Genomic DNA, 21732 nt, shown 5'->3' with positions numbered 1-21732 from the left:
GTTGCCTGCTCAGCGGTGGCCCAGCAGCACGCGGCAGCCGAGGCCCCGATCCGCGAGCTTTACCTGTCCCTCCGAAGCCGGTGGTCCGACTAGCGGCTCCCAGTCCGAGGCCATTGCCGGCAATGTGACGCCAGTGTCGCCCCACATCTCCTGGCGCAGAGACAGCGCGTCATCGACATCCGCTGCTGCGCAGCCGATCGGCAAGACGACCGCGAGCACCGCTTCCTCTGTTTCGCGGTAGAATGCGATCGCGTCGCCGGCCCGTGGCCCTATCGCGGAAAGAGGGTGATAGCCGCTGCGCTTGAACAATGCGGGATGGCGCCGCCGCGCCGTCAGGAGCCGCTGCAGAAGAAATTGCTTGATCCTTCCGTCTTCCCAGGCGCCGCGGAGGCGATCTTCATCGATGCCTTGCAGCAGCGCTGCCTCGCGCACAGCGAAATCCACAGAGCGCCGGTTGTCCGGATCCACCATGCTCAGGTCCCAGAAATCGCTCCCCTGGTAGATATCCGGGACGCCGGGAGCGGTGCACTGGAGCACAGTCTGCGCCAGACCATTGAGAGCACCGGCGGGCCCGATCTGCGCAAGATAGGACTCGAGCGCATCGTGGAAGCCCCTGTTGCCGCGTGGGTCGAGGAGGGCACGCAGGAAATCATCGGCGAGCTGTTCATAGGCCTGATTGGGCGCGGCCCAGCCGGTGCGGAGCTTTGCCTCGCGCAATGCCTTGCGCCACCACCCGCCGATACGGTCGGCGTAGTCACCGGCGATCCCATTCACCGGCCATGTGCCGATGAGCATCTGGTAGAGCATGTATTCGTCGCCCCGGTCCAAGCCATCCGGCCGGATCGTCGCGTTGATTGCAAACCAGCCTTGCACCTCGTTCATCCAGGACTGCGGGTCCCGGCTGATCGTCGCGAGGCGGGCGCGGACGTCGGCGCCGCGCTTGTGATCATGCGTCGACAGGGCGAGCATGGCGTCAGGCTGGAGACGCGCCCGCTCGGCCATAGCCTGATAGTATTCCGCGATCGGTAGGGTGAAGCGCGCTGCATCGAAACCAACATCGTTGCGGGAGAGCAGACGTCCATAGCGATAGAAAGCCGTATCCTCGACGCTGCGGGCTGCGAGCGGCGAGGTCAGCTGGTTGAAGCGCCGAATCACCGCTCGCCTGGCACGCGGTTCTGGTGTCGTCTCCGTGCCGGTCAAAACGGCCTCGATGAAGTTGATCGCGAGTAGCTCGGCCTGCGGCTGCGCGCGTGCGGCGGCCACAGCCTCGGTGAAGCCGGAACCGGGATCTTCCGGGGCGCAGCCGCCGGTCAGATAGGTTCGATAGCAACGCATGTGGCAGGTGATGGCTGCGACGGCCCGCTTCATCGCGCCGCGAGGGATGTCAGCTTCGCGGCCTGCAGCCTGGGAGAGCATAATCAGGCGGCCCGTGATCGCCTCGAGCTGCCCGTCGAAAGCATGGTCCAGCATCTCGCGGCGTGCCGCGATTTCCTCGTCGTCGAAGTTCGCGGGCCGGCCGCTGAGCTCTGACCAGAACAGGCCGAGCCTGTTCTGGTCATCCGCAGCATGGAGAACCGCGCTGGCCTGATCCATGAAGTCGTAGCCGGTCGTTCCATTGGTTTGCCAGTCCGAGGGAAGTGCCTCGCCGGATGCCAGGATTTTCTCGACCACGATCCAGGCTGGGCCGGGTGCAGCCCAGTCCGGGCGTCGTGGTGCCAGCGCCGAGAGTCGGGCTCGCAGAGCCCTGCAATAGCTGGCTGGATCGGCCAAGCCATCGACATGATCGACACGCAGGCCGTCGATCCAGCCCTGTTCGTAGAGCGAGAAGGCCACGCGGTGGGCGGCCTCGAACGCGTCGGGTCGCTCCATCCGCATGCCGGCAAGCTGGGTGATATCGAAGAAGCGGCGCCAGTTGAGCCGGTCGCCGGCATTGCGCCAGTAGTCCAGATGAAAATGCTGTCGTTCGATCAGAGCACGCAGGGCTTCAGGGTCGCGCAGCGTCTCGGGGACGGCATCTCGCAGCTCGGCGTCATCCTCCGGCCGGATCGGAAAGAGATGCTCGCCATAGCGTAGGGCGAAACCATTCCGCTCGGGATCCTTCACCAGCACGATCTTCCCAGCTACAAGTGCGTCATCGAAGGGCTCCCCGAGGAAAGGCGCGTGGATCCGTCCGTCGAGTAGCGGATCGGCATCGTCGAAGTCGATGTCGAACCAGTCTGCGTAGCGACTGCCGCGCCCGTTCTTGAGCAGGTCGAGCCACATCGCATTGTCGTCGCCGCCGACGGCGACATGGTTCGGCACAATGTCGAGGACGATGCCGATCCCTTCGGCGCGAAGCGCCTCGGCCATAGCCAGGAACCCGTCCATCCCACCGAGCTCCGGGTTGACCTCGTCATAGCTGATGACGTCGTAGCCATGCAGCGAGCCGGCGCGGGCGGCCAGGATCGGCGAAGCATAGGCATGGCTGATCCCAAGCCAGCGCAGGTACCCGGCCAGCGCCGCGCCGCGCGCGAAGGGAAAGTCTTTGTGGAACTGCAGCCGATAGGTCGCCAGCACCGAACAGGCCTGCGTCACGATACCCCCGTTTCCGCCGGCCGATCCGAGCAGCCGCCGCCAGTCCAACGCGCTTTTGAGGCCTTCGGTTTCGCAGGCTGGCGACACGCCCAGCGCTCAGAAAAGGGATGCGTCGGAACAGCGCAGCCCGTCCGCGGAACCCGGCATATCGACGCGCGTTCAGCCGCCGGAGGTGATCCATGCAAGTTGCTCCGATCCGTTCCCCGATCGACATGCTGCGCGCGCAGTCCCGCCTGAAGATGCTGGGCGCATGCACGCCCGGCTCCTCCGACGAGATCGAGAGCGCTGCCTTGCGCGATGCTATCGAGCATTACCGCTGCGTTACGGAAATGCTGGATCTGTCTCGGCGGTCGCCAGGTGTCGTCAGGCCGGCTCACGCCTGAATGATCAATTTGAGCGGTTGTCTCCCAGCGGCGCCAATCGGTCGCGGAGACCCTCGCCATCGAGCACCCGGGCGGCGTTGCCTTCCAGACGGTGGCGCCAGTTCGGCTTCTCGACAGTCGTGCCGGGGACATTGGGCTGTACGCGCAGGCCGAGGGCGTCCTCGATCGGCACGATTTTCAGCGTGCAGGGCGTCGCTGCGACATAGCGGATCGCTGCATCAACGACAGGGGCGGTATCCTCCGGCGGCGGCCGCTCGCCTTCCGCCAGCCCGGCATCCCTGAATGCGCCCCAGAGCACGCCGCGATCCCAGGCCCTGACATTCTCGGCTTCGCCTGACTGGCCCGGCGCGTCGAGATCGGAACCCGCCCACCAGCCGGCAGTCGGCACGAGGTCATGGGTGCTGGTCAGAGCCACCGCATCGCGATCCCAATCCCAGGGCCGGACATAGCCGTGCTGGGTCCGCTCGAAGCGCAGGACGCGCAGTCCCGCCACGCCCTGCTCGCGCAGGTAGTCGCGGAAGCCATAGGGCAGGGTGCCGAGATCTTCGCCGATGACGATGGCGCGATGGCGCCAGGATTCGATCGCGATCAGGCGGAACAGCGTCTCGGACGGAAAGCTGACATAGGCGCCGTCGAGCGCGCCGGCACCTTCCGGGATCAGCCAGAGCCGGCTCATCCCCATGACATGGTCGATCCGGATCCCGCCGACATGGCGCAGGCTCGCCCGCAGCGTCTCGATGAAAGGCGCATAGCCGCTCGCCGCGAGACCGCGCGGCGAGAAGGTGGTCAGCGCCCAGTTCTGGCCATCGGCCGCGTAATAGTCCGGCGGCGCTCCGATGCTCAGCCCGTGCAGGACCTCGTCCTGCCGGCTCCAGGCATGGCTGCCGGCGCCGTCCATGCCGATGGCGAGATCGGCGATGAGGCCGACGGTCATGCCGGCTTCCCGGCAGGCGCGCTGGGCGTCGCCATAAGACAGGCTCGTCAGCCATTGTAGGAAGAGCTGGTAGCGGACGTCATCGGAATGGGCTTCTGCGAAAGCCACCACCTGTGGGCTGTCCGGATCGCGACAGCTGGGCTGCCAGTTCCGCCAGGAGCGCGAGGTGGGATCTCGCGCGAGCTCGGCCGCGTGCAGGACTTCGAAGATCGCGTGGGAGCGCAGCAGGGGCGAGGCTTCCGCCGCATAGCGTTCGAAGGCATCTCGGCTTTCTTCGACCTTGGCCAGTTGATCGAAGAGCACACGCAGGAAGCGTTGCCGGAGCGGCGTCGCGGCGAGCCAATCGATCTGGCTGAGCCTTCCCAGCCGCTCCATCTCCTCCGCGAGGCCTGCCTGGGCAGCAATATTCCGAAGCATCGCGTCTGAAAATGCCACGGCGGGGTTGGCGTGCAGCGGGTTGTAAAAGAGCCGGGTCGACGGCGAGTAAGGGCTGAACTGGGCGGGGCACGCGCCATAAAGCGCGTGGGCCGGGCTGATCGCCAGGGTGTCGGCGCCGAGGCGCGCTGCGGCTCGGCCCAATGCAGCCACGCCGGCGAAATTGCCGATGCCGCCGTCATCGGCGCTGCGTAGCGAATAGATCTGCGCAGCCAGACCCCAGCCCGGCCGACCTCCGGACAGATCGGAAAACCTGACGCAGCGTGCTGGGGCAACCGCGAGCGCGATCGCCTCTTCGCCGATATGGAGGGTGTGATAGCCGGGCTCGTCGAAGGCCGGCAGAACGAGGCGATCGCCCGCTCGTTCTGCCTTGAGAATGCGGCGAGTGCCGTTCTCCAGTTCGACTTCGAATTCGCCGGCGTCATTGCCGGTCGCGGGCAGGTCAAACGGCTGCCCCACGCGGGCGGTCAGGAAACGCGTCGAGCCCGATAGCGGAAGCGCCTCAACGGCGGCGAGCGAATTGCGCAGAGCTCCGGTGGTGTCGCTGGGCAGGCCGAGCGCGAGCAGGATCGCGCGCAGACTGTCCGGCGAGACCTGTCGCAAGGCGCCGGTCTGGTCGGTCCATTCGGGCGCGATGCCGGCGCGGGCAGCGAGCTGGCGCAAGATGTCGTCGGTCATTCGCCCGCTCCCGCATGCTCCAGCACCAGAAGCGCGAGCGGCGGAAGGGTCAGCGAAAGCGATTGTGCTTGCCCGTGGGAAGCGAGGGGCGTCGTCGCAGCCTGACCGCCATTGCCGAGCCCGGAACCTCCGTAGATTTCGGCATCGCTATTGAGCCGCTCTGCCCAAAGCCCCGCGGCTGCGACGCCGATGCGATAGTCGTGGCGCGGCACCGGCGTCATGTTCGCGATCACCAGCAGTGGGGGCCTGCCGTCGCCGGCGGAGCGCGTGAAGGCGAAGACGGCGTTGGCCTGATCGTCCGCGATCACCCAGCCGAAACCTTCCGCCTGATGGTCGAGGCGGTGAAGCGCGGGGTGTCCGCGATAGAGGGCGTTGAGATCGCGCACGAGCTGCATTGTGCCGCGTCGGCGAACGTCGTCGTCGGCAGGCCAGGGGAAGGGCGCATCGACATTCCATTCTTCCTCCTGGCCGAACTCGCAGCCCATGAAGAGCAGCTTCTTGCCCGGATGGATCCACATCAAGGAGAGGCACAGCCGCAGGTTGGCGAAACGCTGCCAGTCGTCGCCGGGCATCCGGGAGATGAGCGAGCCCTTGCCGTGGACCACTTCGTCATGCGAGATCGGCAGGACGAAGTTCTCGGAGAAGGCGTAGATCAATCCGAAGGTGACATCGTCGCCGTGATAGCCGCGATGGATCGGGTTCCGCGCGAAATAGCGCAGAGTGTCGTGCATCCAGCCCATGTTCCATTTGAAATGGAAGCCGAGTCCGCCGTGATAGACCGGCGCGGTGACGCCAGGCCAGGCCGTCGATTCCTCTGCGATCGTGATGGCGCCGCGCCCGCGTGCGCCGACCAAAGTGTTGAGTTCCTGGAAGAAGGAGATCGCCTCTAGGTTCTCGCGACCGCCGAGATGGTTCGGCACCCATTCTCCAGGCTCGCGGCTGTAGTCTCGATAAAGCATGGAAGCGACCGCATCGACGCGCAGGCCATCGAGATGGAAAGTCTCCAGCCACCACAGCGCCGATGCGATCAGGAAGCCGCGGACCTCGCGCCGGCCGACATTGTAGATCAGCGTGTTCCAGTCGCGATGGAAGCCCTGGCGAGGGTCCTCATGCTCGTAGAGAGCCGTTCCGTCGAAGCAGGCGAGGCCGTGCTCGTCCGAAGGGAAATGGGCCGGCACCCAGTCCAGGATCACGCCGATGCCGGCGGCATGGCAGCGGTCGACGAAGCGGGCAAAGGCTTCCGGCGGTCCGAGCCTCGCGGTCGGAGCGAAGAGGCCGAGTGGCTGATAGCCCCATGAGCCGCCGAAGGGATGCTCGGTGATCGGCAGGAGCTCGACATGGCTGAAGCCCATGTATTCGAGATAGGGGATCAGCCTGTCGCAGGCCTCTTCCCAACTGCCCATCCTGCCCCATTCCGTCCTGAGCCATGAGCCGACATGAACCTCGTAGATGGCGAGCGGTTCCGCCATCGGATTGGCCCTCTCGCGTCTCTTCAGCCATCCGGCGTCGTCCCATTCGAAATCGGGGGCGGCGGCGACGATCGAGCCGGTGCGCGGCGGTTCCTCGTGCCGGCGGCCAAGCGGGTCGGCCTTCCAGGGGAGCTTTTCGTCGTTCGACCCGGTGATCGCGTATTTGTAAATGGCGCCCGGGCCGATGCCGGGAATGAACAGCTCCCAGATTCCCGGTCCGAGCCGGCGGCGCATAGGGTGGCGGCGGACGTCCCAGCCGTTGAAATTGCCGACAACGGCCACCTGGGAGGCATTGGGCGCCCAGACGGCGAAAAGCACGCCGTCGATGCCGTCGAAGCTGCGCGGATTCGCGCCGAGCCGTGTCGCGAGGTCGAAATGCCGCCCCTCGGCGAAGAGATAGATGTCGTCCTCGGACAGCGACAGGCCGAAGGCATAGGGGTCAGCCGCCTCGACGATGCCATCCGGCCAGGAGATGCGGAGGCGGTAGGGGATATCCGCCGGCGCAGGCGCCTGGAAGACACCGTCGCCGTTCGTGACCATCGGCACCGCGTTGCGCTCCTCGCCCTCTCCGGTGACGAGTTCGGCATAGTTGCAGCCGGGCAAGAAGGCGCGCACCAAGCTGCCGCTGGCGAAGCCATGCCGGCCGAGAACGGCGAAGGGATCGGGATGGCGCCCTTCCTTCAGCAACACCAGATCATGTTGGGCCAAGGCGGGCAGAGAAGATACAGACTGGCGCATAAGCGGGCTGTTCCGAAGACTAGAGGTATTCCGCCCGGGCGGTAGAATCGGCCATGATGCAACGCAGCAGAAGGGGTCCGCGTTCCGCTTCGCCGCCATCGCGACCATGCAAGATCATCTGCCGGAACCAACCATCCGGCATGCAGTTCATCCAGCGCGCTTCAGCCGCATTGCCAGGAGATAGATGATGAGCCGGGAACAGATCGTCCGCGATACCGCCTATGCGATCTGGGAAGCCGAGGGTAAGCCCGAGGGCCGCGATGCCGAGCACTGGCGCCTCGCCGAGGAGCGGGTCACGGCCAGCACCGGTGAAACCGGCAAGGCAGCGAAGCCTGCCAAGGGCAGGGTTTCGGCGACCGTGGACGACAAGCCGAAGGCGACGGTTCCGGTCAAGAAGGCGGCGACCGGGAATGCGGGCGCGCGGAAATCCGCCCCGAAGGCCAAGGGCTGAGTGCTGTCCTGCCGAAGATGCTGCGTGCGTCGTGTTCGCCCTGATCACCATGATCAGGCGGCGAGCGCGCGGGCATAGACATCCGCATAGCGGAAGCTGGGCCGGCGCCAGTCGAAGCGCTTCGCCATGGCATGGTCCCGCATCTGCCGGAACGCGCGCTTGGAGCGGAAGGCTTCGAGCGCGCGGGCGACGGCCCCAGTCAAGCCGGCGCCCGTCAGATTGGAGAACAGGAAGCCCGACAATCCGTCTTCGATCGTATCGACCAGGCCGCCCGTCCGGTAGGCGATCGGCAGCGCGCCGGAGCGCTGCGCATACATCTGGCTGAGCCCGCATGGCTCGAAGCGCGAGGGCATCAGCAGGAAATCGCTGGCGGCGAACAGACGGCGGGCTTCGCCGTCGTCGAAGCCGATCCGCGCAGCGACGGCGCGGGGATATCGGCGCGCGAGCTTCTCTACGGCTTCCTCGATGCGCGGCTCGCCGCGTCCCGTCACAACGAGCTGGCCGCCCTGCGCCACGATCGTCTCGGCAGCCTCCAGCGACAGATCTATGCCCTTCTGATGGACCAGACGGGATACGATTGAGAAGAGCGGGCCCCGCGACTCCGGCAGGTCGAATGTCCGGCGGATGTCGGCGGCGTTGCGCCGCTTCCACTGCCGGATGATCTGGTCTCCGGAGCGGCCGCCTTCGATCAGGGCATTCCAGCTATCGTCGATGCCATTGACGATGCCGGTCAACCTGCCTTCCCCCATCCGCGTCTTGAGGAGGCCATCGAGGCCGCAGCCGTGCTCGGCCGTGGTGATCTCGTTGGCATAGGTCTCGCTCACGGTGGTGACATGCGAGCCATAGAAGATGCCGCTCTTCAGGAACGAGATCTTGCCGTGGAATTCTGAGCCGTTGATGTTGAAAGCCTGATCCGGAATGCCCAGCAGCCGCATGCGCTGCGGATGATACAGGCCCTGATAAGCGAGATTGTGGATCGTCAGGATCGAGGGCGTATCCAGCCCCTTCCAGCGCATGTAGCCGGGCGCGAGAGCAGACGGCCAGTCGTTGACATGGACGACGTCCGGCTTCCAGTTCGGGTCGGCCTCGCCGGCGGCGATCTCCGCGGCGGCGAGCGAGAGCCGCCCGAAGCGGATATCGTTATCACCGAAATCGCCTCCGCCGAAGGGCCCATAGGGCGAGCCGTCGCGATCATAGAGCTCGTCGCAAAGCACGGTGTAGACGATCAGGCCGTCGCTCGTGGTGAAACGGCCGAGCGACCATGGCGGCAGGCCGGCGATGCGCGGCATCTGCCGGACGACGTCCATGGCGGGTTTGGCCTTGCGGACCTGGCGAAAGCCGGGCAGCAGGACCCGCACTTCGCAGAACTTGCGGAGTTGGCGGGGCAGCGCCGTCGAGACCTCGCCAAGGCCGCCGGCCTTGATGAAGTCGCCCATCTCGGACGTCACGAACAGCAGTTTTGTGGTCGCGGCGATCGGTGATGGCTGGTCGGCGATGTCGTCCTTGACGGCGAGGGCATAATGCAAAGCGTGGCCTGACGTAGCGGGGGCGCCTGCGATTTCGGCCAGCTTCAACACATCTGTCATCGTCACGCCCTCGGCATCCCGCGAAGCACAACAGGTCCGCCGATCCCCGAGTTCCTGCCTCGCAGCGAAATTATTCAGGCAAGATCGGGGCCAGCGATCCGGAACTGGTGTTGCTGCAGCACGTTGCTGCCATCGCGACGGAAGCGAGGCAGCCTCGCAGCGGCGATAGCCCGTTCTACACGCTGGACACGAAGGTGCTGTGACATGACGGGAGCAAGACATGGCGGTTTTGAGATCAAGGCCGGCCGGGCTTCCGAGCTCGGCGCCATGTTCGATGGCGAGGGAACCAATTTCGCCCTGTTCTCGGCTCATGCCGAGCGCGTCGAGTTGTGCCTGTTCGAAGAGAGCGGAGAGAAGGAGACAGCGCGCATCACTCTGCCAGAATACACGGATGAGATCTTCCACGGCTACCTGCCGGGCGTGGGGCCAGGGCAGCGCTACGGCTATCGCGTCCATGGCCGGTTCGCCCCCGAGGAGGGGCATCGCTTCAACCCGAACAAGCTTCTTCTGGATCCTTATGCGCGGGAGTTTTCAGGAGCGGTCAACTGGAACGATGCGCATTACGGCTACGAGATTGGTGCCGGAGAAAACCGCGATCTCAGCTTCAGCAAACTCGACAGCGCGTCCTACATGCCGAAATGCGTTGTTGTGGACTGGGATGCCGATCCGCAGCGTCCCGGCGCGCCCGGTATCGGCTGGGACCGGACCGTCTTCTACGAGACGCATGTGCGCGGCTTCACGCAACTGCACCCAGCTGTGCCCGAAGCCCGCCGCGGCACCTTCGACGGCCTCGCCGAGCCGGCTGTGATCGATTACATCAAGAGCCTTGGAGTCAGCACCGTCGAGCTCCTGCCCGTGCATGCCTATCTCGACGACCATCACCTCGCCGCCAAGGGCCTGTCCAACTACTGGGGCTATAACACGATCGGCTTTTTCGCGCCGATGCAGCGCTATCTCGGGCGGGCCGGCCTTTCCTCGTTCCGCGACATGGTCCGCCGCTTCCACGATGCGGGGCTCGAGGTCGTCCTGGACGTCGTCTACAACCACACGGCCGAGGGGAACGAGCTCGGCCCGACGCTGTCGTTCAAGGGGATCGACAACTTCTCCTATTACCGGACGATGCCGCGCGAGCCGCGCTACTACGTCAACGACACCGGTACCGGGAATACGGTCAACACGTCCCATCCGCGCGTGCTCCAGATGGTGATGGACTCGCTGCGCTACTGGGTTGAGGTGATGGAGGTCGATGGCTTCCGCTTTGACCTCGGCACCATCCTTGGCCGTGAGCCGCACGGCTTCGATCCACGCGGCGGCTTCTTCGACGCGATGGGGCAGGACCCTGGCCTGCGCAAGGTCAAGCTTGTCGGCGAGCCCTGGGACATCGGGCCGGGCGGCTATCAGGTCGGTGGATTCCCCCCGGGCTGGGCCGAGTGGAACGACAAGTACCGCGACACGATCCGCGCTTATTGGAAGGGCGAGGAGGGAATCATCCGCGATCTCGCTGCCCGCATCACCGGATCGGGCGATGTCTACGACCAGCGCGGCCGCCGGCCCTGGGCCAGCGTGAACTTCGTCACCGCCCATGACGGGTTCACCCTCGCGGACCTCGTCTCCTACAACGACAAGCACAACGAGGCGAACGGCGAGGATAACAAGGACGGCCACGGCCATAACCTGTCCTTCAACCACGGCGCCGAGGGACCGACTGAGGACGAAGGCATCCTTGTGGTGCGTCAGCGGCAGAAGCGCAATCTGCTGGCGACGCTGCTCTTGTCCCATGGCACGCCGATGTTGCTTGCCGGCGACGAGCATGGTCATTCCAACCGCGGCAATAACAATGTCTACGCCCAGGACAACGAGACTGCCTGGATGCGCTGGGACGAGATCACGCGGCGCGACGAGGCGCTCGCCGGCTTCGTCCGGCGCGTCATCGCCTTGCGCAACGAGCACCCGATCTTTAGGCGGGCGTCCTTCCGCGACGGCTGCCTGCTGCGCTGGGTCAACCCGGCTGGAGGCGATCAACAGGAAGAGCACTGGGACGATCCCGGCGTGCTCGCGATCGGCCTGCTGATGCATATGCCGGATGTCGAGGCCGGTGGCGACGAGGCCCTGATCTTGTTCAACGCCTTTGACGGCGAGGTCGTGTTCAAGATACCGCCGCGGGTGAAGTCCGGTTCGTGGTCGGTCGTGCTGGATACGGAGACCGGCCCGAATTCGGACGAGGGCCGCAAGGGACTGAAGGCGGACCAAGAAATCTCACTTTCGCCGCGGTCCTTGATCGTGCTGATGTGATCAGACTTTCCGCCACAGCGCGACGCTGCGGGCGGGCAGCATGCCCTCCATTCGGCCGTCGGAGGTGAATATCTGCTCCCATCGGCCGGCGGGAAGCGTCATCGTGGCTGCATGCATACTACGGTTGAGGGCGATCAGCAGGCTCTCGGTGGCGCCGTGCAGCAGCAAGCAGAAGGCATCGAGACCGGTCCAGTCCTGATCGGCGATCGCTGTCGCGTCGGCTTTCAGCCAGCGCGCATCCCGCGGCTCGCCCATCCCAGTCAGAAAGGTATCGGCGGCTAGAAGCGGGTGCCGACGACGCAGTGCGGCGAGCGCGGCGACCAGGGCGGTCAGTTCATCGTCGGCCCGCTCCCAGTCCAGCCAGGAGGTCGGATTGTCCTGCGCGTAGGCATTGTTGTTGCCGTGCTGGGTCCGCCCGAACTCGTCGCCCGCCGTCAACATCGGAATACCGCGTGACACGAAGAGCGTCGCGAGTAGCGCTCGGACGTCGCGACCGCGCGCGGCTTCGATCGATGCGTCGCGCGTCGGGCCTTCGATGCCGCAGTTCCAACTATGGCTGTCATTGTCGCCGTCGCGGTTCCCCTCGCCATTGGCCTCGTTGTGCTTGCGCTCGTAGGAGACGAGGTCGCGCAGCGTGAAGCCGTCATGGGCGGCGATGAAATTGATGCTGGCTTGCGGGCCGCGATGTTTGTTGCCGAAGAGGTCCGACGAGCCGGCCAACCGCGTCGCCAGCGCGCCGGCCATTCCGGTATCGCCGCGCCAGTAACGGCGAATGTCGTCGCGATAGCGCCCGTTCCATTCGGCGAAAGGAGCGGGGAAATCGCCGAGGCGATAGCCGCCAGGGCCGATATCCCAGGGCTCGGCGATCAGGATGGCGTGCGCGAGTTCCGGATCCTGCAGGATGGCGCCGAAAAGCGGTGCATCGGGCGTGAACCCGGTCTCTGTGCGTCCCATCACCGTGCCGAGATCGAAGCGGAAGCCGGCGATGCCGAGGCGCAGCCAGTGCCGCATTGCGTCCATCGCCAGACGCAGCACCGGAGCGCGATCGAGCGCGAGCGTGTGGCCGCAGCCAGTATCGTTGACGAGGCGGGCGGGATCGTCGGCGGCATGGCGATAATAGACGGCATTGTCGAGGCCGCGCAGGCTGACCGTGCCGCCGAATTCATCGCTTTCGGCTGTGTGATTCAGCACGATGTCGAGGATCACGCCGATGCCTGCCCTGGCATAGGCGGCGCAGAGTGCTGCAAGATCGACCGGCCCGCCGGGCGCGAGCCGCGGGTCGAGCGCGAAGAAGTTAACGGGATTGTAGCCCCAGGCATTGGCGAGCCCGAGCGGCGGCAAGTGGCGCTCGTCCATCCAAGCGGCGACCGGCATCAGCTCGACATGGCTGACGCCGAGCCTTTGCAGATGCGCGATGACGGATGGTTCACGCAGGGCGACAAGTGTTCCCCGCAAGGGCGGCGGGACGGCCGGGTGGCGCATGCTGAAGGATCGGACGCCGAGCTCGTAGAGGAAGGTCGGCGGCGTCGCTTCGGAAGCCCGGACCTCGCCGGGGACGGGGAGGGGCTGCACGATGCAGCGCGGCACGAGCGCCGCTGTTTCCGCGCCATGGCGGGCGAGCGCCGGATCCCAGCGGAAGGGGCGATCGATCAGCGTCGCATAGGGGTCGACGAGCAGCTTCGTCGGGTCGAACCGATGGCCCCGCTCGGGTTGCCATGGCCCCTCGACACGCAGGCCGTAGCGCATCCCCGCGCCGGCACCCTCCAGCAAGCCGTAATGGATGTCGCCATCACGGCAGGGCAGCAGCAGCGATGCCAGCTCCGTCTCGCCGGCCTCGTCGAAAAGGCAGACGAAGACGCGGGTGCCGTGGCGCGAGAAGACTGCGAAGCAGACTCCGTCTTCCACAAGGGACGCACCGATGCTTAGCGGGCGCGCGCAGGGAATGATCCGCTGCATCGGAGCCAACGCCTCAGCCTTCTCCCGGTGCCGCGGCGGGCAGATTCCAGATTCGCTGCGCATATTCGCGGATGGCGCGGTCGGCGCTGAACCAGGCGCAATGGGCCGTATTGTTCACGGACATATGCCACCACCGCGCCTGATCCGCCCACAGGCTGTCGATCCGCCGCTGAGTGAGGCGGTAGCTCTCGAAATCGTTGAGCACCATGAACCAGTCATTGGCGAGGAGGCCTTCCACGAGCCCGGCATAGCGGTCGCGATCGCGGGGGGAGTAGGCGCCGCCGGCGACCGCATCGAGCACGCCTTCGAGATGAGCCGAGGCATGGATGATGTCGGTGCTCGGGCGGGGATCGCGTCGCGCCGCCTCCACCTCTTCCGCCGTCATGCCGAAGATCGCGATATTGTCGGCCCCGACACGCTCGCCGATCTCGATATTGGCGCCGTCGAGCGTGCCGATGGTGATGGCTCCGTTCAGCGCGAATTTCATATTGCCGGTGCCGGACGCCTCCATGCCGGCCGTCGAGATCTGTTCGGACAGATCGGCGGCCGGGATGATGGTCTCGGCGAGGCTGACGTTGTAGTTCGGCAGGAACACCACCTTGAGCCGGTCTCGCGTCGTGATGTCGTTGTTCACCACGGCGGCTACGTCATTGATCAGATTGATGACCGATTTGGCGGTGGCGTAGTTCGAGGCAGCCTTGCCGGCGAAGATTTTCACGCGCGGGGCCCAGTCGCGATAGGGCTCGGAGCGGATGGCGTCGTAGAGCGCGATTGTCTCGAGGATGTTGAGCAACTGGCGCTTGTATTCGTGGATGCGCTTGATCTGCACGTCGAAGAGAGCGGCGGGATCGACGGTGACGCCGCAGTCCTGGCGGATGATTGTCGCGAGCCTGAGCTTGTTCTCGCGCCGGATCGCGGCCAGCCGGTCGTGGACTGTCGTGTCGTCGGCGTGTTTGCCGAACTGGCGGATCAGCCCGACATCATCCGTGACCTTCTCCCCGCAAGTTTCCTTGAGGAGGTTCGTCAGACCCGGATTCGCGTTGAGAAGCCAGCGGCGCGGCGTGATGCCGTTGGTGACATTCGTTATCCGGTCCGGGAAGACATGATGCAGTGGTGCGAACACCGTTTCCTTCATCAGGTTGGAATGGAGCGCGGAGACGCCATTGACCTTGTGCGAGCCGACAAAGGCGAGATGCGCCATCCGGACCCGTCGCCCGTGATATTCGTCGATCAGTGAAAGCGCGGAGAGGTCGGCATCGGGCGCGTCGCGGCGGACGCCGTCGAGGAAGCGGGCATTGATGCCGAAAATGATCTGCATATGGCGCGGCAGGAGCCGCTCCATCAGGGCGACCGGCCAGGTCTCCAGCGCTTCCGGCAGCAGCGTGTGGTTGGTGTAGGAGATCGTCGCCGTCGTGATCTCCCAGGCTCGCTCCCATTCAACCTCATGTTCATCGATCAGCAACCGCATGAGCTCTGCGACCGCAAGCGAGGGATGGGTGTCGTTTAGTTGGATTGCGGCCTTTTCTGCGAGGTTGTTCAGCGTTCCGAACTGACGATGGTGGCGCCGGACCAGATCCTGAAGCGAGGCGGAGGTGAAGAAGAACTCCTGCCGCAGGCGCAATTCCTGCCCGACCGGGGTCGAGTCGTTGGGATAGAGTACCTTCGAGATCGCTTCAGCGCGGTTGCGCTCGGCGACAGCCCCGACCAGATCGCCCTGATTGAAGGCATCCAGCGATAGGGGATGCATCGCCCTTGCGCGCCAGAGCCGCAAAGTGTTGGCGTCGCGCCCCTGCCACCCAACGACGGGCGTATCATAGGCGACGGCGAAGATGGTCTCCTCCGGCGCCCAAAACACCTGCCCGGGCTTTCCGGTTGTAGCCACGGTGCCGCCGAAGCCGATCTTGTAGGCGCTCTCGCGTCGTTCGAACTCCCAGGGATTGCGGAAGGACAGCCAGTCCTCCGGCACTTCGATCTGACGGCCGCCATCGATGCGCTGCTTGAACAGCCCGTGGTCGTAGCGGATGCCGTAGCCGAGTGCGGGCACGCCGGACGAGGCCATGGCTTCCATGTAGCAGGCGGCGAGGCGACCCAAGCCTCCATTGCCGAGGGCGGCGTCAGGTTCGAGATTCTCTATCCCGGCAAGGTCGACGCCGAGCTCGCGAAGCGCCTGGGCCATGGAGCCGGTCAGACCGAGATTGTTCAGCGCGTCGGCGAGTGAGCGCCCGATCAAAAACTCTAGGGAGAGGTAATAGACGCGCTTCCTGCCAGTGGTGTAGCTCTCCCGGGTCGATTTCTGCCAGACATCGATGACGTAATCGCGAGCCGCGAGGATCGCTGCTGTCAGCCAGTCATGGGGCTGCGCGACCGCGGGGCTTTTTCCGAGCGAGTAGGTGAGCTTGCGCACCACCTCCGCCTTGATGCGCTCGACCTGCTCGTCGGGCTCGTAATGAACAGAGGTCTCGCGAGAAAGAGCTGACAAAGGAAAGTCCCAGGCTGGAATCCGCATGGGCACGATCTCGTAATGCGGTGGCCACATCAAGGCTTAGCCTGACACGCCCGAATGCACGGGGACCAGGGAACATGCGGAATAGTCCGGCGTTCCCACCTGTCGGGATCCGGAAACCTCTGAATAGCTCAAACGCTGCCCGTCCTTCGGATAGGAACGAATTGGGCCGTTTCGGACGTGACTAGTGCGACCCATGAGTGACATCGGCGAGACGATGGAGGCGGCCCAGCGGCTCGCCCGGCGCGAGGGCACCGGAGTTCAACTCACGCCTGAGGCCGAGCGCGCGGTCCGGGAATGGCGGAAGCCGCCAGCAGGCTGAATTTTGCGAAGTCGACGCTTGCCGCGAGGATGACGGAACCATGCCGCCTCGAAGCCGGTTGCGCCGGGGTGCACAGAGGAGGTCCCGTCATGACGATCGAGCCGATTATCGCAGGAGGCAAGCGGAGCGCTCGGCGCGGGCGCCCGGTCGCAATCGAAGATCGCGAGCAATACGCGGCGGCAGCACGGGCGCGCCAGTTGTCCGATTACCCGGAAGGGACCGCCGAAGCCATGGAACTTGCCGCTTTGGTCAAAGCCATCCTGGCGTGGGAGCGATCCAATGCCGACGCGTTGCACTAGCCGAGGCTGAGATGGGCGATCTCAGCGCGGACGAAGCAGTTCTCGTCAAACGCCTCGTCGAGATCATTGCGACCGAAGGTCTCGTTCATCCCGAGCGGCTCGATCCTGGCGCATCGCTGGAAACCGATCTCGGGCTGTCGCTAGACGACCTCACCTTGATCGGGAATGCGGTCGAACGGGAGTTCGATTGCGACATGGTTCCAGATGACGAGATGAAAGCCTGCCGCAGCGTCCGGCAACTCGTCGATCTGATCGTGGAGCGCATCGCGGCTAAGTCAGCATCGGAATTGCCCCAGGAAAGCGGCCTTGGGAAACCTCCGGCGTAGCGCTGTGGCCGGAGTGTTGGCTCGGCTAGCGCATGTTAGTGCGCTCCGCCTGAGAATGCGCGTCAATGGTCAGGCAGTTGTCTCCATGCCGATCCTTGGAAATGACCGCTGGCGGTGCGCATTGACGCTGCCCAGTCGGAGACCTGTCATGCATAGCGGAAAAGGCTCTTTGATCCTGCGCGATGGTCGCAGGCTTCCCATCAGTTTTCAGTTCAGCAACGATTTCGGCGACACACGTGGGGGCTATTTGCTCTGCTACACCGGCGACCTCGACCCGGCAACCTTGCTTGGTTTGCTGAATCTCGAATGCGAGGACGGTAGCGACCTCGTGGTTGCGGTCATGCATTCCAGCGACCGATATCTGGCTGTGACCGGACGCGTTTTGCCAACCGCTGCGTGAGGAGAGTACTCGAACGAAGTGGAACTCGGCTTCGGCGCGGCGGGTTGACGGCGTAATCGATGCGTTGCGTGAGGTGCCGCCATGGTCGCAATCTGGAGGGAGCCTGGTCCGGCGCGACGCCCGAGCCCCGTCAAGCGTGCGCTCTATACAGAGCGATGCCGGGATGAATATGGCATGGTGTATCATGTCATCGTCTGGCGCGACTGGCCGGGCTCTCCATTGACGTCCTATACATTAGAGGACGGAACCCCGGTTCATTATGAAGATGAGTGCCGTTTCGCCTTGCCGGACGGGAAGATACTGTCGCGGTGCGGGGATTAGGCGAGGGGCACGCGCCACATCAAAACCCCGCCGGGTTGCCGGCGGGGTTTTGTGGGCTTCCAGCCCTTTGCTCGCCGATGCGACGAGCACTACCGTGAATTCCGCCTGCTCAACGTTCCATCGATGAGATCGGTTCCAGCTGCGGAAACATATGACCTCAAGTGAGCGGATGCGAAGCCGGTAACATACGTTAATGCGTTGGAGGAGCTGGTGCATAGCCTAGTTTGCGTATCAAAGCGCAGGAATGATGATGAAAACGGTACTCGAGCGTGCTTTCGAGCTGGCGAGAACAGGTGGTTTCCAGAAAATCCGGGAACTTCGGCGAAAACTTCAAGAAGAGGGATACAACTCTAGCCAGATCGAAGGTCCCGTTCTGATGCAGCAATTGCAGCAGATGAGCAAAGCTGCGAGAGCCGCGCGGAATGCCTTGATGCTCGAACATAGCGAAAAGCGCTAGAAATATCCCGGTCAGGCTAACCTGCGATATGAAGCATTTTATTGCGACCTTCGACATCGAGACGACGCCCGGGGAGCCTCGCGCGCGCTTCGTGGAAGCTGCCTTTGCACGTGGTTGGTCCAATATGCTCCTGATCGCCGGTCAATCGGCGCAGCTCCCTGCTTCGACCTTGATCGGCGATTTCCGCGGTCTGGAAGATGCTCACCGCGCTTTCGATGCGGCGATAGACGACGCGTCCCGGATGATCGCGCCGGCAAAGATCAGTATCGAACGGCGCTATATCGTCGAGCGAATCCCGGCCGGGCGCCTCAAGGCGCCACGGAGAGAGTGGGTTAAGGTGAACATCGCGCGGCTGAAACGCTTGGTCAGGCCGAAGCGATACACCTAGCCCTTCATTGGAGCGAACGGTCGGCTCAGGAAGCGTGAGCCACCAAGCCCAAAGCGCCAGGGATAATCGGCGGCCTTCTAGATCCCGATCCGGGGGCCACAGATGATCCCGGGTTCGCAAGGACGCTCGATGAGGGCGAACGGAGGCAGGTCGAGGCTCTTCCCGTCATGAATGCCGGACAAGCCGAGCGCCTGCGTCAGCCGGCCCGGGCCATTGCAAAGCTGGATCATCGCGCCGCGGCGGGTCCGCATGATCTCGATGCCGTGTCGCGGCTCCAGCGCCCGGATCAGCACGGCGCCATTCCCGGTCGCCACGACGTTGAAGTACCAGTGAAGGCCGTAGGACCGGTAGACGTAAGCATGCCAGGCAGGGCCAAACATTGCCGCGTTGGTCCTCGTCGGCCCGCGGAAGCTATGCGAGGCGGGGTCGTCGGCGAGATAGGCCTCGGTTTCGACGATCGTCCCACCCACGCCTTCGACGAGAAGCTCCATACCGATGAGGCGAGGGGCGAGTTCGAGCGCATTCAGCGTCGACAGCCCCGTGGAAACTCCAAGCATCCAGTCTCTCTGCGCCGAGGGCGAAGCCTGCAACGGCGATCATCGTTTTGGTGCGTCAGACTGTTGCCTGCAGCAAGCGCGAAATCGCTCCCACGACTTGCCGAAGTTGCAGCGGTTTCACCAACCTCTCGACGCCTGCGAAGTCGGGAGGAATGATATCGGCGTCATAGCCGGTGACAAAAACGAAGGGAATGCCGTTTTCCTGCAGACGCTCGGCGAGCTTGAACGACGCACCATGACCGAGATTGATATCAAGGACCACGGCATCCGGCGTTTGCATGGCCAATTCCGCCTGAGCCGCCATTTCGTTTCCGCAAGGACCGATAACCGTCGCGCCGGCCCCCTGAAGTGCGCGCGCGGTATCGGTGGCGATGTAGTACTCGTCCTCCACGATCAGAATGCGGTAGCCGTGGAGATCCGGTGCCCCCGTCATGTCGAGTGCTCCTCCAAATACGGTCAACCTCTGCGGCGCCCCCGTCTCGAAGACGCTCGCATTTTCAGCCAGCGGGAACTCCAGATGGCACTGGGCTTTGCCTGCTTCGATGACAACGCTCCCCTGCCCGCCTAGTTCGTAGGGTACGCGAGCTTCGATCAGCTCGCGGCCAAATCCTCGTCGTTGCGGCACTGTTGGCGCGGCGACCGGCGCTGCGGCTGATCCGCTTTCCGTCCAAACGAAGCGGAGCCAGGGGATGCCGCGCTTGACGAAGGTGGACCATTCTACCTTGACCCTCCCGTCGGGCACGGAAAGGGCGCCATACTTCATGGCGTTGGTGCCGAGCTCATGAATCGCCAGCGTCAGGATCTCCGCCGCTTTCGGAGAGAGGGAAATGTCCGGCCCTTCGATCCGATACTGCCCCTCGTGCTGTGCCTGCACGCTGACCTCGTCATGAACGACATCTCTGATGTTCACGCTGAGATTGGCGCCGCGTGTGAGGAGGGCCTGGACCCGCGCCAGGGCCAGGAGCCGGCCAGAGAGGATATCGGCGTAATCCTGCACGCTTGAAGCTCGTTCACCGGTTCGCACAGTGACCGAACGCACGATGGCCAGGACATTGCGCACGCGGTGCTGAAGCTCGGCGAGCAGAGTGGCCTGGTGTCCGGCCGCGAGTTTCGCTTCGGTGATGTCCTGCGCGATCGACCCGATGCGCTGGATGTCACCGTCGCCACCGTAAAGCGGAAATCCGGTACTTCGGATCCAGCGAAACGCGAGGTCGCCCGCCCGCTGAATACGGTATTCCTGGACGACGACCTCGCCAGCGCTGACGCGCTCGACATTCCTCGAAGCTTCATCACGTTCTTCAGGGATGATCAGGGCGTTGAGCAGCCTGGCGTCGGCGAGCATAGCCTGTGGGGTGACGCCATAGATCGCCTGCACAGCCGGGCTGACATATTCAAAGTCCCAGCTACCGGCATTCCTGACCCAGATGGCATCCGAAGAGGAGGCACCTAGCTGCTGGAAGCGCTCCTCGCTTTCGCGAAGCGACGCTTCGGCAGCCCTGCGATGCCTCGCTTCGAGGTCGCGGCCGATGATGATGCCGGCCGTGGTGGTGACGAGGTTCGCAACCTCGATATCCGAGGAGCCCGCTTTTGCCGGCTGCAGCCAGTAAAGAGCGAACGTGCCGACAAATTCCCCTTTGCGGGAATGGATCGGAAAGCTCCAGCAGCCGCGATACTGGAAGCGACAGGCCATCTCGCGCCATGGCTCCCGGCGCGCCTCTTCCTCGATGTCGGTCGTCAGAACTGCTTCGCCTGTGGCGGTTGCGAGGCCGCAGGCGAGGGAATCCTGCCCGATCAGGAATCCATCCACGGCCGCGGCATAGTCCTCCGACATGCCGACGACGTGCCGGAGCGACGTTTTCTCGTCATTGGCGAGATAAAACGCGAAGCGGGTCCCGCAACCGTACTGAGCTGTTACCGTACGTCCCAAAATGCCTAATGATGCCGTGAGAGGCTCTCCGTTCAAGGCGCATTCGAGAGCCTCCCGCTGGCTAGCCAGCAGCGCCTCGTTGCGCTTGCGATCCGTAACGTCCACGAAGACGTTGATTGCGCCCGTTATGCTGCCGGCATCGTCAAAGATCGGGTCTATATTCACGTTGGCGATCAGGCGCGTGCCGTCCGGCTGCTCGATCACCACCTCCAGATCCCGCCCCGCTCGGCCATCCCGCAGCGCATCCGCCATGGGGCAGTCCTCATGTCTCAGCAGGCTGCCGTCCGGCGTCCACATGCGAAACGAACCACAATATCGTTCCTGATCGTCCCCAACCGGCGGCTCGCGTCCCCAGATCTCGACGGCTTTCCGGTTGAAAAAGGTGAGACGGCCGGCAGCATCGCAAGTATAGACCGCCGCGGGCATGAGCGCGACCAAGCTTGCCGTGAAGCTGTCGGGGAAACCTCGGCGATGTGCGATCGGCTTATCCATGCGGACGATGCCCCCGCTGCGGATGAGCCATCCTACCTAAACCCGGCGGGTTTCGCATCAGCAGTCGCTCATCGATCCCTGCACGCCAGCATGGCCAGCAAGGAGTGGAACCGGCATCGATCGCGATTGTATCGCTAGCCCGCATCGCCACGCAGCTTCAGGAGCTCGTTTAGATGATCCTGCTTGGCGTTGATCTGCTCCTGCAGGTTTTCTTCCTGCGCCGCTCCGGAGGCGGCCGCCGCGA

General features: G+C 64.4%; 15 protein-coding genes and 1 pseudogene. 8 read left to right on the top strand and 8 right to left on the bottom strand.

Annotation, left to right across the window (positions count from 1 at the left end):
• Nucleotides 1-9: 9 nt before the first annotated feature.
• The 3 genes from treY to glgB all read right to left on the bottom strand — a co-directional run bounded on the left by treY (nucleotide 10) and on the right by glgB (nucleotide 7211).
• The gene (gene treY / locus FHT98_RS00390) at nucleotides 10-2661 is read right to left on the bottom strand and encodes a malto-oligosyltrehalose synthase (RefSeq protein WP_162766127.1); all 2652 of its coding nucleotides are present in this window, start codon (nucleotides 2659-2661) and stop codon (nucleotides 10-12) included.
• Nucleotides 2662-2961: 300 nt separating this feature from the next.
• Entirely contained in the window at nucleotides 2962-5004 is a 2043-nt protein-coding gene (gene malQ / locus FHT98_RS00385; RefSeq protein ID WP_113584239.1) for a 4-alpha-glucanotransferase, read from the bottom strand.
• A complete protein-coding gene (gene glgB / locus FHT98_RS00380) occupies nucleotides 5001-7211 on the bottom strand; it encodes a 1,4-alpha-glucan branching protein GlgB (RefSeq protein ID WP_113584238.1) in 2211 nt (736 codons plus the stop codon). The genes malQ and glgB overlap by 4 nt, the downstream gene beginning before the upstream one ends.
• 187 nt (nucleotides 7212-7398) lie before the next feature.
• Between glgB and FHT98_RS00375 the strand changes: the two genes are divergently transcribed.
• Entirely contained in the window at nucleotides 7399-7662 is a 264-nt protein-coding gene (locus tag FHT98_RS00375) for a DUF2934 domain-containing protein (RefSeq protein WP_185745037.1), read from the top strand.
• Between the two features lie 53 nt (nucleotides 7663-7715).
• Here the strand turns inward: FHT98_RS00375 and glgA are convergent, their stop codons facing one another.
• Complete coding sequence (glgA, locus tag FHT98_RS00370; protein WP_113584340.1) at nucleotides 7716-9248, bottom strand: glycogen synthase GlgA; 1533 nt, start codon at nucleotides 9246-9248, stop codon at nucleotides 7716-7718.
• A gap of 204 nt (nucleotides 9249-9452) precedes the next feature.
• On the opposite strand from glgA, the gene glgX (FHT98_RS00365) reads away from it, so the two are divergent.
• Nucleotides 9453-11540, top strand: coding sequence for a glycogen debranching protein GlgX (gene glgX, locus FHT98_RS00365; RefSeq protein WP_142111749.1), 2088 nt, complete (start codon nucleotides 9453-9455; stop codon nucleotides 11538-11540).
• On the opposite strand, the gene glgX (FHT98_RS00360) is transcribed toward glgX (FHT98_RS00365), so the two are convergent.
• Nucleotides 11541-13484: a glycogen debranching protein GlgX gene (gene glgX / locus FHT98_RS00360; protein ID WP_465246926.1), complete on the bottom strand. Its 1944-nt coding sequence runs from the start codon at nucleotides 13482-13484 to the stop codon at nucleotides 11541-11543.
• A gap of 25 nt (nucleotides 13485-13509) precedes the next feature.
• Nucleotides 13510-16002, bottom strand: a complete 2493-nt coding sequence (locus FHT98_RS00355) for a glycogen/starch/alpha-glucan phosphorylase (RefSeq protein ID WP_113584234.1) — start codon at nucleotides 16000-16002, stop codon at nucleotides 13510-13512.
• 193 nt (nucleotides 16003-16195) lie between these two features.
• Here FHT98_RS00355 and FHT98_RS26585 point away from each other — a divergent pair, with 193 nt between their 5' ends.
• The 6 genes from FHT98_RS26585 (at nucleotide 16196) to FHT98_RS00330 (ending at nucleotide 18512) form a co-directional block, all read left to right on the top strand.
• Nucleotides 16196-16321, top strand: a complete 126-nt coding sequence (locus FHT98_RS26585; protein WP_282568635.1) for a hypothetical protein — start codon at nucleotides 16196-16198, stop codon at nucleotides 16319-16321.
• A gap of 89 nt (nucleotides 16322-16410) precedes the next feature.
• Entirely contained in the window at nucleotides 16411-16620 is a 210-nt protein-coding gene (locus FHT98_RS00350) for a hypothetical protein (protein WP_113584233.1), read from the top strand.
• An 11-nt stretch (nucleotides 16621-16631) separates the two neighbouring features.
• Nucleotides 16632-16946, top strand: coding sequence for an acyl carrier protein (locus FHT98_RS00345; RefSeq protein ID WP_113584232.1), 315 nt, complete (start codon nucleotides 16632-16634; stop codon nucleotides 16944-16946).
• 148 nt (nucleotides 16947-17094) lie between these two features.
• Nucleotides 17095-17346 carry a hypothetical protein gene (locus FHT98_RS00340; protein WP_142111746.1) on the top strand — a complete coding sequence of 84 codons (252 nt, stop codon included), beginning with the start codon at nucleotides 17095-17097 and terminating at the stop codon, nucleotides 17344-17346.
• Nucleotides 17347-17917: 571 nt separating this feature from the next.
• A complete protein-coding gene (locus FHT98_RS00335; protein ID WP_113584339.1) occupies nucleotides 17918-18124 on the top strand; it encodes a hypothetical protein in 207 nt (68 codons plus the stop codon).
• Between the two features lie 28 nt (nucleotides 18125-18152).
• Nucleotides 18153-18512: a hypothetical protein gene (locus tag FHT98_RS00330; protein ID WP_113584230.1), complete on the top strand. Its 360-nt coding sequence runs from the start codon at nucleotides 18153-18155 to the stop codon at nucleotides 18510-18512.
• On the opposite strand, the pseudogene FHT98_RS00325 reads toward FHT98_RS00330, so the two are convergent.
• Together FHT98_RS00325 and FHT98_RS00320 are read right to left on the bottom strand one after the other, a co-directional pair.
• Nucleotides 18509-19069: pseudogene (locus FHT98_RS00325) on the bottom strand (DNA-3-methyladenine glycosylase). The gene FHT98_RS00330 and the pseudogene FHT98_RS00325 overlap by 4 nt on opposite strands.
• A gap of 55 nt (nucleotides 19070-19124) precedes the next feature.
• Complete coding sequence (locus FHT98_RS00320) at nucleotides 19125-21488, bottom strand: PAS domain S-box protein (RefSeq protein ID WP_113584229.1); 2364 nt, start codon at nucleotides 21486-21488, stop codon at nucleotides 19125-19127.
• Between the last annotated feature and the right edge of the window lie 244 nt (nucleotides 21489-21732).

Source organism: Allobosea sp. AK1 (assembly GCF_006714945.1).
GTDB lineage: Bacteria > Pseudomonadota > Alphaproteobacteria > Rhizobiales > Beijerinckiaceae > Allobosea > Allobosea robiniae.
The sequence above is the reverse complement of the archived record's forward strand: the minus strand, read 5'-3'. Positions and strand labels throughout refer to the sequence as shown.